The organism is Chryseobacterium lathyri, assembly GCF_030812195.1.
Taxonomy (GTDB): Bacteria; Bacteroidota; Bacteroidia; order Flavobacteriales; family Weeksellaceae; genus Chryseobacterium; species Chryseobacterium lathyri_A.
Map to the genome: position 1 here is coordinate 743,727 of NZ_JAUSSF010000003.1, position 15,655 is coordinate 759,381.

Consider the following 15,655-nt stretch of genomic DNA (forward strand, 5'->3'; position numbering starts at 1 on the left):
AAATTAATCATTATTTTCGTACGCATTATATTTTTACGTTATGATGCAGGATTTTCTCTTCTATTTAAACCTTGGCTGGGAACATATTATTTCTCTGGATGCGCTGGACCATCAATTGTTTGTTCTCGCTCTGATCGCCGTATATTCTTACACTGACTGGAAAAAAATACTGATCCTTGTGACCGCTTTTACCATTGGGCATTCTATTACATTGGCATTGAGTATTCTCGATATTTTCAGAGTTCCTTCTGCCTGGGTAGAGTTTTTAATTCCGTTAACAATCGTCCTCACTTCTCTGGACAATATTTTCATGAAAAATAAAAAACAGACCCTGATGCGGGCCAATTATTATCTGGCAGCTATCTTTGGACTTATCCATGGAATGGGTTTCGCGAATACAGCAAGAGTGATGATCGCCAAAAGCCAGAGTATCGCCATCCCGTTATTAGGCTTTAACATTGGGCTGGAATTGGGACAGATCGTTATTGTATGTGCCATTCTTATCCTTTTATTTATTTTGCTGAGCATTTTTAAGGTTAACAAAAAAGACTGGGTCCTGTTCGTATCTTCCGGAGTGTTCGCATTGGCCTTAAAAATGACTTTGGAGAGAATTCCTTTTTAACTTTGAAACATTTCTAATTTTTCAACGACTTATTATTATCTTTGATAACTATTAAATCAATCCGGTAATGAAATTAAAAGCAGCCCTACTTTCATTTTCTGTATTTGCATATACAGGCCTCACCGCACAAAACATTCAGAATAACCCTGGAAGTAACCACGGAAACAGATTCGAACAGCTTGGGACTATTCTCCCGACTCCCAATATTTACAGAACAGCTTCAGGAGCTCCCGGCCAGGGATATTGGCAGAACAGGGCTGACTATGACATTACAGCTTATCTTGATGAAGATAAAAGAAATCTGAAAGGTTCAGAAACCATCACCTATTACAACAATTCTCCAGATAACCTGGACTATATCTGGCTTCAGCTGGATGAAAATGAACAATCCACTGTAAAAAATGCAGGTTTTGCGTTTCCTTCTACTCTTCCGGCCTCTGCTAACGATCAGCAGCTGAAACTTACTGAACTGCCTGAAAAAGATAATGGCTATGGTGTGAATCTGGAGAAAGTGACCGATGCTTCAGGAAATCCCCTGAAATATACGGTGAACAAAACGATGATGCGTATTGATCTGCCCAAAGCATTAAAGAAAGGAGAAAAGCTGGTCTTCAAAATAGACTGGAACTATAATATACCGAACAGAATCCAAATGGGCGGCCGCGGAGGCTATGAAAATTTTGCCGAAGACGGAAACGATCTGTACACCATGACGCAATGGTATCCGAGAATGTGTGTATACAGTGATTTTCAAGGATGGCAGAACCACCAGTTCACAGGGCGTGGTGAATTTGCATTGGTGTTCGGAAATTTCAAAGTTTCAATGAATGTCCCTGCTGATCATATTGTAGGCGGAACCGGCGAATGTAAAAATTATGAGCAGGTTTTAACTCCAGACCAGATGGCAAGATACCGTAAGGCAGAAAATGCTACTGAACCCATAGAGATTGTAACGCTGGACGAGGCAAAAAAAGCTGAAAAAAATCATTCTAAGCAAAGAAAGACATGGAATTTTGAAGCAACTGATGTAAGAGATTTCGCATGGACTTCATCCAGAAAATTTGTCTGGGACGGAATGCGTGTCACAATTCCTGAAAACAACAATAAAGTGATGGCTATGAGTTTCTATCCAAAAGAAGCTTATGGTTTGTACAGAAAATATTCAACAAAAGCGGTTGCCCATACCATCAAAACCTATTCTGAATTCACAATTCCCTACCCGTATCCCGTAGCACAGTCTGTAGAGGCAGCCAATGGAATGGAATATCCCATGATCTGTTTCAATTTCGGAAGAACTGAAAAGGACGGAACCTATTCTGAGGGAACCAAGAACGGAATGATCGGGGTAATAATCCACGAGGTTGGGCACAATTTCTTCCCGATGATCATCAATTCTGATGAGAGGCAGTGGAGCTGGATGGATGAGGGATTAAATACATTTACTGAATATCTCACAGAGGAAAAATGGGATAATAAATTCCCTTCAAAAAGAGGTCCAGCCTGGACAATTACAGATTATATGAAGCTTCCTAAAGACCAGCTGGAGCCCATTATGAGTAATTCTGAAAATATAATTCAATTCGGCCCGAATGCGTACTCAAAACCGGCTACCGGATTAAATATTCTTCGCGAAACGATTATGGGAAGAGAATTATTCGATAAAGCTTTTAAAACATATGCAAAAAGATGGGCATTCAAACATCCCGAACCTGCAGACTTCTTCCGTACCATGGAAGATGCCAGCGGTGAAGATCTCGACTGGTTCTGGAGAGGATGGTTCTACGGAACGGATCCTGTAGATATTGCAATTGATAAAGTAACTGTGGCTGTTCCGGATCTCAACACTCCCCCAAAGGCAGCCAAAGAGATAAAATATAATGTGGAAGAACCTATTCAGAACTCATTTGAAGATATTTCAAAGATCAGAAACAAAGAGGATAAAAATATTACATTCTATGTAGATAAGGATAAAGATCTACAGGATTTTTATTACAGATATGACAGAGGCCAGGAGAAAGTAGATGCTGGTAAAGAATATACTGTAAAAACGGAAGCCGGTGTTCCTCTGGATGCCAAGGATAAAGAGAAATTCAAAAATCTTACAGGCTACCAGATCGATTTTGTCAACAAGGGAGGACTTGTAATGCCTATCATTCTTGAATTTACGTTTGAAGACGGAACAAAACTGTATGACAAGTCATCTGCACAAATCTGGAGACAGAATGAAAAGAAGGTCTCCAAGACGTATTATTTTGATAAAAAAATCAAGTCGATACAGCTTGACCCAATGAGGGAAACCGCAGACATTGACACTTCCAATAATTTATGGAGCAGTAACGGTTCGGACAGCCAGGTTTCAAAATTTCAGTTGTTCAAACAAAAACAAGGAGCCGGTCCGGTAAGAGGAGGGGCCAACGGAAAAGTAAATCCGATGCAGGCTGCCGGAAAGAAATCATAAAAACTAAAGAGGTTGTTTCAAATTTGAGACAACCTTTTTTTCTTATAATGCAACATTTTACTGATTTGGCTAAAGTCAGTTTTCGATGTTCATTAAAAACATTAGGCGGGCTAAAGCCCACCCCTATTGAATTTTAAAAAAATATCTGTGTAATCCATGCGGTCTGCGGGAGTTTTTCAAACAAGAAAATTAATTCAGATAAGCTTTTAAAGAATTTTTATACGTTCTCCCAAGCGGAAGTTTCTCTCCGTTTTTAAGATAAACATGAGCTGCATCATACGAACTGATATGGGAAGAAAGAACAATATATGATTTATGGATTCTGATAAATCCTAAGTTTTTAAATTTCTCTTCAAAATTAGACATCCGCTCAAGGATCATATATTTTTTCAGGCGGGTCACCAGAATAATATATTCCCCGAATCCCTGTACCCATTGTATATCATCCAGAAGAACTTTGTTCATCACATAATTGGATTTGAACATAATAAAGTCTTCCTTTTTCTGCTGTTCTGTAGAATTTCTGAACTGCAGGAAATCTTTCGCCTTATTGATCGCTTTTCTAAAGGTCTCAAAATCCACAGGCTTCACAAGATAATGTACGACGTCAAGCTCAAAAGCTTTGACGGCATACTGAGTTTCCAGCGTGAGAAATATACACAATGGCTTGTAAGGCAACTGATGTAAAAGCTCAATTCCATTGATATAAGGCATATTAATATCCAGAATTACCAGATCTACCCTGTTCTGCCTAAGATATCCCAATGCTTCTTCAGGATCCTGAAAAATCTTCAGCAGATTTACATCATCCATCTGCCCGCAATATTTTTGGATAAGCTGGAGCGCCGGATATTCATCATCTACACTTACGATCGTCAGGTTAGCCATTACAGTTTAATTTTTAAAATAGTCTGATAGTCGTTCTCCGCAGGTTCGGATATAAAAGTATATTTTCCTGCATAGTTTTTTTCCAAAATATTGATCACCGCTTCATTTCCCAGACCACTGTCATTCATATTCCCGACAAGATTTTTTTTCTTTGATACAGAATTTCGGATCTCAAACAAAAATTCCTGACCCTTTATTTTATAGGTGACATTGATATAACTTTCCGGTTCTATTCCCACCGCGGAATGCTTCAGGGCGTTTTCAAATAATGTGAGACATACGGAAGGCGGAATATCAATTAGTTCCAGCGTTTCTTGATCCTGGATATCGAAACTAATGTTCAGTACATTATTATATTTTAGCTGATACAGTCCTGCAAGAGATTTAATAGATGAAAACTCCTGGGCCATAGAAATTTTCTCTTTGCTGGTGTCATAAATCACATACTGAAGCAGTTTGCTGAGCTGCAAAATAGACTCTGAAGTATTTTCTGAAGGTTGGAAGCTTTTGGAATAAATATTATTAAGGGTATTCAGCAGAAAGTGAGGATTCATTTTAGATTTCAAAAGATCCAGATACAGCTGATCTTTTTCTTCGCCCAGATCTTTAAAATCCTCCTCAATAAGAAACTTATCTTTTGTAATTCCTAGAAACGAGGCAACAAGGATCACAATTCCCTGCGCCGTATATACATTGTACAGGAATTTTGTATTGGAAAGGTTCTCAGTAAAATTCATATGAAAAACCGTCGGCTGCAGCAGAATTCTGAAAAGACTCGAGACCAGAAAACTGATTAAGGCATAGAGAATAAACTCAGGATATTTGTTGGAAAGATAAAATTCCGGGACCAGATAAAAGTAGACGAGACTGTAAATTCCGACATTAAAAATAATGACCGATAAAACACTCCAGATGAGTTCCGGGACATCCAGAAAGTAGTTTTCAGTAAAAAAAGTGATGATCAGGAAGATCAAAAGGAAAAAAACATGCTGAAACTTCAGCAAAAATCCCCAGTGATAATCCATCAGTCTTCTCAAAACTTTCGCATTAAACAAAACCCTGAAAACCAACAATATAAATACAATATTTATAATTAAAAACATCTAAAAATTCCAATTTTCAATCTTTCAAATATACCATCTTTTTTCACCCATCATGCAGTTCACTGATAAAAACTGTCATTGATTGAAAAATAAATCTGCGGCTGGTTCTTATAAATATATTTGAGACATCAGGATATTAACTCAATATTACATGAAAATTAAATTCAGATTAATCATCATTTTGATGCTGGGAATGATCCGGCTGGCCAACGCACAAAGCCGCGACAACTACAATATGTGGTTCCAGTATCTGATGTCTGCAAAACTGACAGATAAAAGCACACTGACTGCCTTATCCCAATACCGTTCTTTTGATCTTGCATATGATACAAGGCTTTTTCTGATTTCTGCCTATGTAGATTATGAAATAGCCAATGAAGTGAAACCTGCTGCCGGATTCATGTTCCTGGTTCTGGATTCTTATAAATCTGACAATTCAAAAAAAGAACGGTATGAAAAAAGACCTTTCCAGCAAGTGACCTTGGGAGGCAATATCGGACGAACTTCTGTCTCGCACCGTTTCCGTGTGGAAGAGCGGTTTATAAGCAATCCTGATGAATTCATCGTCCGGCTCCGTTATCTTATTTCCCTGAAAATTCCTTTTAACAGGGTAGGAGAAAAAGAAAAGCTGTATGGCATTCTGAAAAATGAACTAAGGATGAATGTCGTAAAAGAAGATCCCTTTGACAGTAACCGTTTAACAGCCGGGCTTGGAATGAAAGTCGGAAAAAATTCAGCTATTGAAGTTGCTTTTATCAATCAGCTGGAGACTGGATCTACAAGTAATTACGGTTATATCGGCTACAGAAACAGTTTCGACTGGAGAAAGAAAAACAAAAATAAATAACTATAAAAATCATCTATGCTTACTTTCCTTGGATTCCTCATGATTCTGATCTTCATGGTTCTGATCATGAACAAAAAAATGACTCCGCTTACTGCATTGATCATCGTTCCTGTAACCGTAGCTCTCTTTGCAGGTTTTGGCCCTGAACTGGGAGGAATGATGAAAAACGGTGTTAAAGAAATAGCCCTCACCGGTGTTATGCTCATCTTTGCCATCCTGTATTTCAGTCTGATGATCGATACCGGGCTTTTTGAACCCCTGGTAAATATTATCTTGAAGGCCGTTGGGGACAACCCCATTAAAACAACAATAGGAACCGCTATCCTTACCACATTGGTATCCCTGGACGGCGACGGTTCCTCCACTTATTTAATTGTCGTAGCTGCAATGCTTCCTTTGTATAAAAAACAGGGCATGAATCCGCTGATCCTTACCTGCATTATTATGCTTGCCGGGCAAATCATGAATATCCTCCCTTGGGGCGGACCTACTGCAAGGGTAATGAGTTCTCTGAAACTTGGACACACAGAAATTTTTGTTCCTATGATTCCGATTATGGCTATCGGTATCCTGTGGGTGATATTCGTTGCCTACATTTTAGGCAGAAGAGAAAAAATAAGAATTGCCAAACATGGAAAATTCACCAATTATAACAGCAATGATATCATCGGTGAAGTAGACCTTAAGCTGAGACGCCCAAAACTTATCCTGATCAACCTGTCTCTCACGACAGCTCTTTTGGTGGTAATGATCCTGGATATTGTTCCTTTGGGTATTGCCTTTATGATTGCCTTCTGTATTGCTTCCATTATTAATTACCCTAAATTAAAAGATCAGCAGAAAATAATTTCCAAACATGCAGGAAATGCTTTATCAGTTGCCGGAATGATTTTCGGGGCAGGAATTTTCACCGGGATTCTGAATGGCTCAGGCATTATGCAGGCGATGGGAAACAGCATGATAGAAATAATCCCCAAAAGCTGGGGAGGATATATGAATATCGTTACCGCCGTATTCAGTATTCCATTTACTTTCTTCTTATCCAATGATGCTTATTATTTTGGAATTTTACCTATTATCGTTGCTACCGGACATCAGCTGGGAATTTCACCGGAAATACTTGGGAGAGCCAGCCTTATCGGCCAGGGATCGCATCTGCTGAGTCCCCTGGTTCCATCTACCTATTTATTAGTTTCATTGGCAGGTGTAGAATTTTCGGACCATTTGAAATATACTTTAAAATGGGCTTTGGGATCTTCCATTGTAATGCTGTTGGCAGGACTGATTCTCGGAGTTATCTGATTCTATTTCATATTGAATTAAGGTTAATTATCATTATATTTCGGATGTATAAATAAACTACAGGTTATGTACGGACCGCATATTTTTTTCAGATGAACTTTTTTGAAACAAGAAAAACATTCACCGGAAGGTATTTAAAAAATCTTACCTTATATGTATTTGCCGCAATTATCGGTGGAGTGCTCACAGGATATTATGCCCCTGAAGCAAGCATTCAGCTGGGAATTGTAAGCCGGTATTTTTTCATGGTTCTGGAAATACTGATCCTTCCGATTATTTTCATGGCGATCATGTATGGAATCTGCCAGCTTTCCGGGCTCAGAAATGCGAGCAGCATCGTTTGGAAGACCATTCTGTACTTCCTGATCATCAGTTCGGTGGCTATTATTTTAGGATTTATCTTTGGTTTTGCTATAAAACCGGGAGCCGATACCGGAATTGATACAGTGAAAATCAGTAAATCTCTTCCCAAAACATTTGAGATCAACGATACCAGTGTATCCGGTACTCTGTATCTCAATAGACATGGCATTTTTCTTATTGTTTCTATTCTGGCCGGGATTTTTATGAATCTTTCCAGGGCAAGAGAAAAGTTTCTGAATATATTAGATTATGGCCTTAAGATTTTTTATACAGTGATCAAATATCTGTATCTGATTCTTCCCATCATTATTTTCTGCAATATCGCGTATGGAATTGCGGTATATGGCATCAATACTCTTCTTCCGCTCAGTAAGGTTGTTGCAACAGTATATCTGGCTGATATTGTCTTTATCTTTGGGATTTTAGGAATTGTATCCTATCTGTTCAAAATACGGCTTTGGAAATTTCTGCTTGATTTAAAGGAAGAAATTATCCTGGTCATTACTACATCAAGCTCCAAAACAGCTTTTCCGCTAATCTTTGAAAAAATGGAGTCCGAAGGATACAGCAGAAAAATTTTGAGGTTTGTGATTCCTTTAGGGTATAATTTTAATCTTTCCGGAGCCTGTATTTACATTTCTGTGACGTGCTGCTTTCTTATCCAGTTTTATAATATTTCTTTAACTGTGACCGATTATCTGTGGCTTTTCGTTATTATTTCCATCACATCAAAAACGGCATCGGGAGTTCCGGGCTCAGGATTCCTGGCTCTTATTTTCACGTTGAACAGGTTCGGGAAAATTCCTTTAACGGATATTGCTCTTCTTTATAGTGTAGACCGTTTTATGAATGAGGCGAGATCAGTTACCAACTTTATCAGCATTGCTGTTTCCGGGGCGGTGATCTCGAAGATCAGTCAAAATCAGAAAAATAAGATTGATTCTGTATGATCGAAAAGAAGAAGGTTGATATCGGGTTTGTAACTTTTTGAGAATCAGAAATACTTATTAATAAAAAATCATGAAAACATTTCTTGTTCTTTTATTGGTAAGCAGCATTAATTTATTTTCGCAAAAACTGCTCACACCAAGTAACAGCAATATTGATCCCAAGTTGATAAAAGATGAAACATCAGAAGCGGTCTGGTATGCTGAAAATGCAGGAACAAAAATAGAGATTGGAAACATTATTACAGAACTCAAAAAATTAAACAAAACGGATCTTCTCATCAAAACTACCGTAAAGCTAAAGCAGGCACCGGATGCCAAGTGGATAGATTCTACCATCGTAAAAACTGCTAATTTCCAGCCAGTCTATCATTCGTCTTTTAATATGATGAGGGATATGGTTCTGAAATCCGGCAAGACAAAAGTAACCGGCTATTATCTGGATAAAAAATCTCAGAAAAAAGACCTTATCGAAATGGATGCTGCAGATTATTTTGACAGCAGCAGCTATCCTATGCTGATCAGGTTTTCTCCCCTGAAAGAAAATTATACTGCTGATCTCTCTATTTTCGATTATAACCCGGATGCTAAGAAAGGACTTATAAAAGCCTATATACTGGACGTAAAGAAAACAGATTACAACGGAAAAAAAGTATGGGCTGTAAAAACAACCGATGATATCAAAGATAAGACAACGATTGTTACTTATCACATAGATACCGAAACCAGAAGGATCCTGAAACAGGATATTGACCTCGGCGGTAGAAAAATGATATTGGAAACCATTCAATAATAGACCTGAAAAGTTTACCGTAATGGTAAGCTTTTTCTTTTTAATGTTCAATCCAAAATGATAAAACCTTCGTACTCCCTTGTTACAAAACACTCATTAAACAACTGATAATCAAAATACAAAATCCATAAATAAATCTACAAACAGTGTATAATCTGATCATAAAATTTTTTATCTTTGATATCACTTATCACACCAATGGTCAAAATCCTGATTGACACTAAATGTTCAGGAATGTAGAACCAACACAATATTATTTATGAAAAATGCTAAATCATTAAGCAGAGACGCCCAGAAATCTATTATCGGAGGTGCAGCGAGAGCTGTTTGCTGCGAGTGGGACGAACAGGGAAGATGTACTTTATGGATCGGACCGGGACAGCACTGTCCTTAATCCATGAATTATTGGAGTTAAATACAAAAGCCGGAATTTTCCGGCTTTATTTTTTTCCATTTTTCTGCCAAATTTTCACACTGGGAAGTAAAATTCTGCCATTTCATCCACAGGACTCTCATGGCATACATTTAGAGAATTATAATGGAGAATTAATTAAAAAATAAAATATATTATGTCAGTAAACTTTAAACCATTAGCAGACAGAGTTTTGATCGAGCCGATCGCTGCAGAAACTAAAACAGCTTCAGGTATTATTATTCCGGACACCGCAAAAGAAAAACCACAGGAAGGTACAGTAGTAGCAGTAGGTCCAGGGAAAAAAGATGAGCCTACAACTGTTCAGGTAGGTGACAAAGTTCTTTATGGAAAATATTCAGGTTCTGAACTAAAATTAGACGGAAAAGATTTCTTAATCGTTAAGGAAGGAGATTTACTTGGAGTAATAGGTTAATTTGTAAAAAGTAAAATGTATTCATGTAAAATGATTTCATGAATATATATTCATTAATACATTGTACAAAGTACATTAATACAATAAAAAATTATGGCAAAAGAAATAAAATTCGATATTGAATCAAGAGACGCTTTAAAAAGAGGGGTTGATGCATTGGCTAATGCAGTAAAAGTAACTTTAGGACCAAAAGGAAGAAACGTAGTGATTGAAAAATCTTTCGGAGCTCCTCACGTAACTAAGGACGGTGTTTCTGTAGCAAAGGAAATCGAACTTGAAGACAGAGTAGAAAATATGGGAGCGCAGATGGTAAAAGAAGTGGCTTCCAAAACCAATGATATCGCAGGAGACGGTACTACTACCGCTACTGTATTGGCACAGGCTATCGTAAGAGAAGGTCTTAAGAACGTAGCTGCAGGTGCTAATCCAATGGATCTGAAAAGAGGAATCGACAAGGCAGTAACTGCAGTTGTTGAAAACCTTAAATCCCAGTCTAAAACAGTTGGAGATTCTACAGAAATGGTGAAGCAGGTAGCTTCAGTTTCTGCAAATAACGACGAAACGATCGGATCTCTGATCGCTGAGGCTTTCGGAAAAGTAGGAAAAGAAGGCGTAATCACTGTAGAAGAAGCTAAAGGTATCGATACAACGGTAGATGTTGTAGAAGGTATGCAGTTCGACAGAGGATACCAGTCTCCTTACTTCGTGACGAACCCTGAGAAAATGGTAGCTGAAGTAGAAAATCCTTATATCCTTTTGGTGGAAAAGAAAATCTCTTCAATGAAGGAATTGCTTCCGGTTCTTGAGCCGATTGCACAGGGTGGAAAATCTCTATTGATTATTTCTGAAGAAGTGGAAGGTGAAGCTTTAGCTACTTTGGTGGTAAACAAATTAAGAGGTTCTCTTAAAATTGCTGCTGTAAAAGCTCCAGGATTCGGAGACAGAAGAAAAGCAATGCTGGAAGATATCGCAATCCTTACAGGTGGACAGGTTATTTCTGAAGAGCAAGGTTTCACTATGGAGAACATCTCTCTGGATATGCTTGGAACTGCTGAGAAAGTAACTATCGATAAAGACAACACAACGATCGTAAACGGTGGTGGTGATGAAGCTAAAATCAAAGGAAGAGTAGCTCAGATCAAAGCTCAGATGGAAACTACGACTTCTGACTACGACAGAGAAAAACTACAGGAGAGACTGGCTAAGTTAGCCGGTGGTGTTGCCGTACTTTACGTAGGTGCAGCTTCTGAAGTGGAAATGAAGGAGAAAAAAGACAGAGTAGATGATGCCCTTCACGCTACAAGAGCGGCAGTTGAAGAAGGTATCGTTGCCGGTGGTGGTGTTGCTTTAGTAAGAGCAATCTCAGCTTTGGAAAACCTTACAGGAATCAACTCTGACGAAACTACAGGGATCAAAATCGTGAAAAGAGCGATCGAAGAGCCATTAAGACAAATCGTTGCCAACGCAGGTGGTGAAGGTTCTGTAATCGTAGCGAAAGTTGCGGAAGGTACAGGAGACTTCGGATACAACGCAAAAACTGACGAGTATGTAAACATGCTTGAAGCAGGGATCATTGACCCTACGAAAGTAACAAGAGTTGCCCTTGAAAATGCAGCTTCTGTTTCTGGAATGCTTCTTACTACTGAATGTGTAATCACTGAAGTGAAAAAAGACGAACCAGCTATGCCAATGGGTGGTGGAATGCCAGGAATGATGTAACAGCGTGTCGCTGAGACAATTTAATATACTAACCGCTTTGCTTTTGTAGGGCGGTTTTTTTGTTTGGAATAATAATAAAACAGCAAATCAAGAAAAGCTACAAAAGCCGTTTCACGCAATTGCGAATTTTGTGGTGAATTCATCTTTACGTTTCGCAAGAAGCTTTATCTTTACCAAAAAATAAACTAAAACCATGACTTTCATTAAAACAATTTCTACATTTTTAATTACGCTTTTATTTGTAACCACAATTTTTGGACAAGAATCTAAACAAAAAACCAAAATCCTGTTAATAGGGACCATTCACTTCGAAACCCCACATTTAGATACGTTTGAATTAAAGACTGACGATTTTTTAGCTCCGAAAAGACAGAAGGAACTGGAAGAACTGACCGAAGTTTTAAAACGGACAAACGCTGATAAAGTGATGATAGAAAAACCATTGAATCAACAAAAGCAAATTGATAGTCTGTATAATGCCTATTCCAAAAACAAATATACATTAACCGTTTCTGAACGAGAGCAAATCGGTTTTAGACTAGCTAAAAAATTAAATTTAAAACACATCAATTGTATAGATATTTTTTATGGAATGAAACATGACAGTTTGGTTTCTGTCACTGCTAAAGAAAAAAATCAGTTATATCTGTTAAAGGAATTAGGGACTACTGCGAATAACTTAAAACTTGAATTCGATGGTGTAGTAAAAAGAAATTCAATAACTGAAGTCCTAAAATATATCAATACAAAAGAACTTTTGCAGAAAAATTTATCATTGTACTTAAAATATATTGCAAAAATTGGTGCAGGAGAGAATTATATTGGTGCGGAATCAGTTTCTGATTGGTATTTGAGGAATTTAGCTATTTACGCTAATATCACTAATCAAATAAATGCCAATGACAAATATGTTATCCTCATATTTGGGCAGGGACATATTCCTATATTAAAACATTTACTGCAAAATAATGACGACTTTGAAGTCGTTGAATTAAATAGCGTACTAAAATAAAAAGCCCCAAACAGTTAAAGTTACCAGACGAAAAAGGAATGCTTCTTACCACTGAATGTGTTATCACTGAAGTGAAGAAAAATGAACCTGCTATGCCAATGGGAGGTGGAATGCCAGGAATGATGTAACAGCGTGTCGCTGAGACAATTTAATATACTAGCCGTTCTACTTTTTGTAGAGCGGTTTTTTGTTTGAATACGGTTTTCCGTAAGGAAATAGTATATTTATACTTTATATTTAATGATTGACAAATAGAAAGCTAAAATCAAAACAATATTAGCATAATTGTATATTATATTGACGCAATGTGTAAATTTGGTTGTTAGCTACAATTGGTTATAAACACAAATTTAATTTGGAACATAAAAGAATATTTATTGGTAGAGAAGAGGAATTAAATCAACTTGAAGATTTTGTAATTAAAAAAAAGAAAAAACTTATTGCTATAACCGGAAATAACGCAACAGGTAAAACTTACTTGTGGCAGGAATTCATTAAACAAACAAAATTAGATGGCAATAGTGAAATTCAAGTTTTTAATTTTAATAATTCACATTCCCTTATAAAGTCTAATGACATATCCACCGAAAGTAAAATAATAATATTTGATGATTTGTCATATATCAGTTCTTTTCGACTTGTTGACAATTTGAAAAAAATTATATCAAAACATAGTGAAAAACAATTCATAATAGTATCTCCATTTCAAAATCTTGTCAAAAACTTCGAATTAGATTTACACATCCATCTTGATTCATTTGATTTAAATGAATCGAGGCGTTTATTTGAGGCTTTATGGAAAAATAATTTAGAAACACACGAGGCTGATATTTTATTGGAAATTACTAAAGGTAATCCGCTACTCATTAATTTGTCCATTGATTTACTTAATAGTAAAAAATATAATGTTCAACAAATTGTCCGTCTATTATCAGAAAATTTAAAAATAGAGAATTATGTTTCAACCACAAATAATATTATTGTTGAAAAAACACCAGAAATAGTACAACTTACATCTGACATTAAGATTATAAATCAAAGTATAATAGACAGTGTAAGAAATAACCCGTTCAATATTTATAATTTAAATCCAAGAGAATTTGAGGAATTTGTTGCCGAACTTTTAACAAAAAAAGGTTATAATGTTGACCTTACTAAAATGACGAGAGATGGTGGCAAAGATTTAATAATTGCTGAGAGTAAAGATATAGGGAATTTTTTATATTATGTAGAATGTAAAAAATATTCACAAAATAATCCTGTAGGAATTAAATTAGTTAGGGAATTAGCCGGTACAATTACAGCTGATAGAGTAACAGCAGGAATTTTTGTAACTTCTTCTTATTTCTCACAAGATGCTGTAAATTTTTCCGAAAAATTTAAGAATCAAATAAGCTTAATAGATTTTATTAAACTAAAACAATGGTTAAATCAACTTTAGCTAACAAGATATTGACAAAAGCAGGGCTAAAGGAGTTCTATTGAACTTTTTGCCATATTCGAACTTTGCAACAATTATTTTTAAAAGTTATAATATATTAAATGGAGCGTTTATTAAAATTAAATTTGAATTTTCCAAATGACAAATTTGGTTCTTCAAAATATACTATTCAATTAGAAATTACAAATATTTCTGATGAAAAAGTTTATATTGATGAAGTTGAGGCTGATATAATTCCTGGAATAATAATTTCCAAAAATCAGACAAATTCAACTTCTGAACTAACAACTCTTGAGTATGAAAAAAAAGAAATTGTAGAAGAATTAGAACTTCAATTAGATAGAGCATATGATAGACAGAGATATAATAAACTGGATTTCATATCAAAACTATTTATTACATATGCAACAACACCAGAAATCATAGCATCTATACTTACAAAAACCAAACCTGAAATGAGTTTCCCAAATTGGGCAAAAAAAGCATTTTCAATTAAAGAGTGGGATGATGTTATTCAATTAGAAGAAATTATTATGTCGAAAGAAAAAGACGATTCTCTTCTAAAAAAGGCTTTTTCAATAAATAAATCAAAACTCGAAAAGATATTATCAAAATTATCTGTTGCAAAGGAATATTCTGACGTAAATCTTAGCTATTCATATACTTTAAATCCCAAAGAAACGATAATTATTCCTTATCATTGTAGAGCACCTCATTTATATAAAGAATCTAATTTTGATATATTATTCAATTTAAAATTTAGAACTTCAGATAATAAAAATATTTTTAATCAAGCGATTTCAGATAATATAAAATTTAAGTCTTCAAGTTTTGCAGTCCCACTTGGAGCATCTTTAGGAGGCATTCTAGGATTTCTAATAAAATTGATTTTTGTGTCAAAAGGTGAGTTTTTTGACGATAATTTTTATAGAATTTTAATCGGAAGCGTTGCAATATCTTTAGTTTTAGGCTTGATAATGAATAATTCAAGTGAATCCAAAAAGTTCATAACAGTTGAAGGTTTTGTAGGTGGTTTAATCATAGGAGCAATTGCAGGACTATTTACTGAAAATATAATTGAGTATTTAGAAAAATTTATCCCACAATAACTATAGCCAACATTTTATTGGCAAAAACGGGAAGAACCTCTAAACTCAACCGATCTTAAGCCAATAAAATAATCCCTTTAAAACAATCTCCGAAGTCTTCAGACTTCGGAGATTGTTTATTTATCTAATTCAGAATAGTATTCTTCAAAATCAAATACAATATCAAATAATTCTTTCTGGTGTATTCTTAATCCAGTTGCAAT

General features: G+C 36.0%; 14 protein-coding genes. 12 read left to right on the forward strand and 2 right to left on the reverse strand.

Annotated elements, in window-relative coordinates; translation table 11 throughout:
• The first annotated feature begins 43 nt into the window (after window positions 1-43).
• Together J2T03_RS18610 and J2T03_RS18615 are read left to right on the forward strand one after the other, a co-directional pair.
• Window positions 44-622 carry a HupE/UreJ family protein gene (locus tag J2T03_RS18610; protein ID WP_306845556.1) on the forward strand — a complete coding sequence of 193 codons (579 nt, stop codon included), beginning with the start codon at window positions 44-46 and terminating at the stop codon, window positions 620-622.
• 67 nt (window positions 623-689) lie between these two features.
• Window positions 690-3,080, forward strand: coding sequence for a M1 family aminopeptidase (locus tag J2T03_RS18615; RefSeq protein WP_307220832.1), 2,391 nt, complete (start codon window positions 690-692; stop codon window positions 3,078-3,080).
• Window positions 3,081-3,269: 189 nt separating this feature from the next.
• Here the strand turns inward: J2T03_RS18615 and J2T03_RS18620 are convergent, their stop codons facing one another.
• Window positions 3,270-3,968 carry a LytR/AlgR family response regulator transcription factor gene (locus tag J2T03_RS18620; protein ID WP_307220834.1) on the reverse strand — a complete coding sequence of 233 codons (699 nt, stop codon included), beginning with the start codon at window positions 3,966-3,968 and terminating at the stop codon, window positions 3,270-3,272.
• Window positions 3,968-5,071, reverse strand: coding sequence for a sensor histidine kinase (locus J2T03_RS18625; RefSeq protein ID WP_307220836.1), 1,104 nt, complete (start codon window positions 5,069-5,071; stop codon window positions 3,968-3,970). The genes J2T03_RS18620 and J2T03_RS18625 overlap by 1 nt, the downstream gene beginning before the upstream one ends.
• A 151-nt stretch (window positions 5,072-5,222) precedes the next feature.
• Here J2T03_RS18625 and J2T03_RS18630 point away from each other — a divergent pair, with 151 nt between their 5' ends.
• The 10 genes from J2T03_RS18630 (at window position 5,223) to J2T03_RS18675 (ending at window position 15,452) form a co-directional block, all read left to right on the forward strand.
• Complete coding sequence (locus J2T03_RS18630; RefSeq protein WP_307220838.1) at window positions 5,223-5,918, forward strand: DUF2490 domain-containing protein; 696 nt, start codon at window positions 5,223-5,225, stop codon at window positions 5,916-5,918.
• 15 nt (window positions 5,919-5,933) lie between these two features.
• A complete protein-coding gene (locus tag J2T03_RS18635) occupies window positions 5,934-7,220 on the forward strand; it encodes a CitMHS family transporter (protein ID WP_307220840.1) in 1,287 nt (428 codons plus the stop codon).
• A 92-nt stretch (window positions 7,221-7,312) separates the two neighbouring features.
• The gene (locus J2T03_RS18640) at window positions 7,313-8,533 is read left to right on the forward strand and encodes a cation:dicarboxylate symporter family transporter (protein WP_307220842.1); all 1,221 of its coding nucleotides are present in this window, start codon (window positions 7,313-7,315) and stop codon (window positions 8,531-8,533) included.
• Between the two features lie 70 nt (window positions 8,534-8,603).
• Complete coding sequence (locus tag J2T03_RS18645) at window positions 8,604-9,323, forward strand: DUF3108 domain-containing protein (RefSeq protein WP_307220844.1); 720 nt, start codon at window positions 8,604-8,606, stop codon at window positions 9,321-9,323.
• A 259-nt stretch (window positions 9,324-9,582) separates the two neighbouring features.
• Window positions 9,583-9,717, forward strand: a complete 135-nt coding sequence (locus J2T03_RS18650; protein ID WP_262510879.1) for a hypothetical protein — start codon at window positions 9,583-9,585, stop codon at window positions 9,715-9,717.
• Window positions 9,718-9,892: 175 nt separating this feature from the next.
• A complete protein-coding gene (locus tag J2T03_RS18655) occupies window positions 9,893-10,171 on the forward strand; it encodes a co-chaperone GroES (protein WP_034723531.1) in 279 nt (92 codons plus the stop codon).
• Between the two features lie 93 nt (window positions 10,172-10,264).
• On the forward strand, window positions 10,265-11,890 hold the full coding sequence (gene groL / locus J2T03_RS18660) for a chaperonin GroEL (RefSeq protein WP_116012366.1): 1,626 nt from the start codon (window positions 10,265-10,267) through the stop codon (window positions 11,888-11,890).
• A 193-nt stretch (window positions 11,891-12,083) separates the two neighbouring features.
• The gene (locus J2T03_RS18665; protein ID WP_306845097.1) at window positions 12,084-12,902 is read left to right on the forward strand and encodes a DUF5694 domain-containing protein; all 819 of its coding nucleotides are present in this window, start codon (window positions 12,084-12,086) and stop codon (window positions 12,900-12,902) included.
• Between the two features lie 355 nt (window positions 12,903-13,257).
• Entirely contained in the window at window positions 13,258-14,343 is a 1,086-nt protein-coding gene (locus tag J2T03_RS18670; RefSeq protein WP_307220846.1) for a restriction endonuclease, read from the forward strand.
• 101 nt (window positions 14,344-14,444) lie between these two features.
• Window positions 14,445-15,452 (forward strand): hypothetical protein, encoded by a 1,008-nt coding sequence (locus tag J2T03_RS18675; RefSeq protein ID WP_307220848.1) that lies wholly within the window; start codon window positions 14,445-14,447, stop codon window positions 15,450-15,452.
• Window positions 15,453-15,655: the final 203 nt, after the last annotated feature.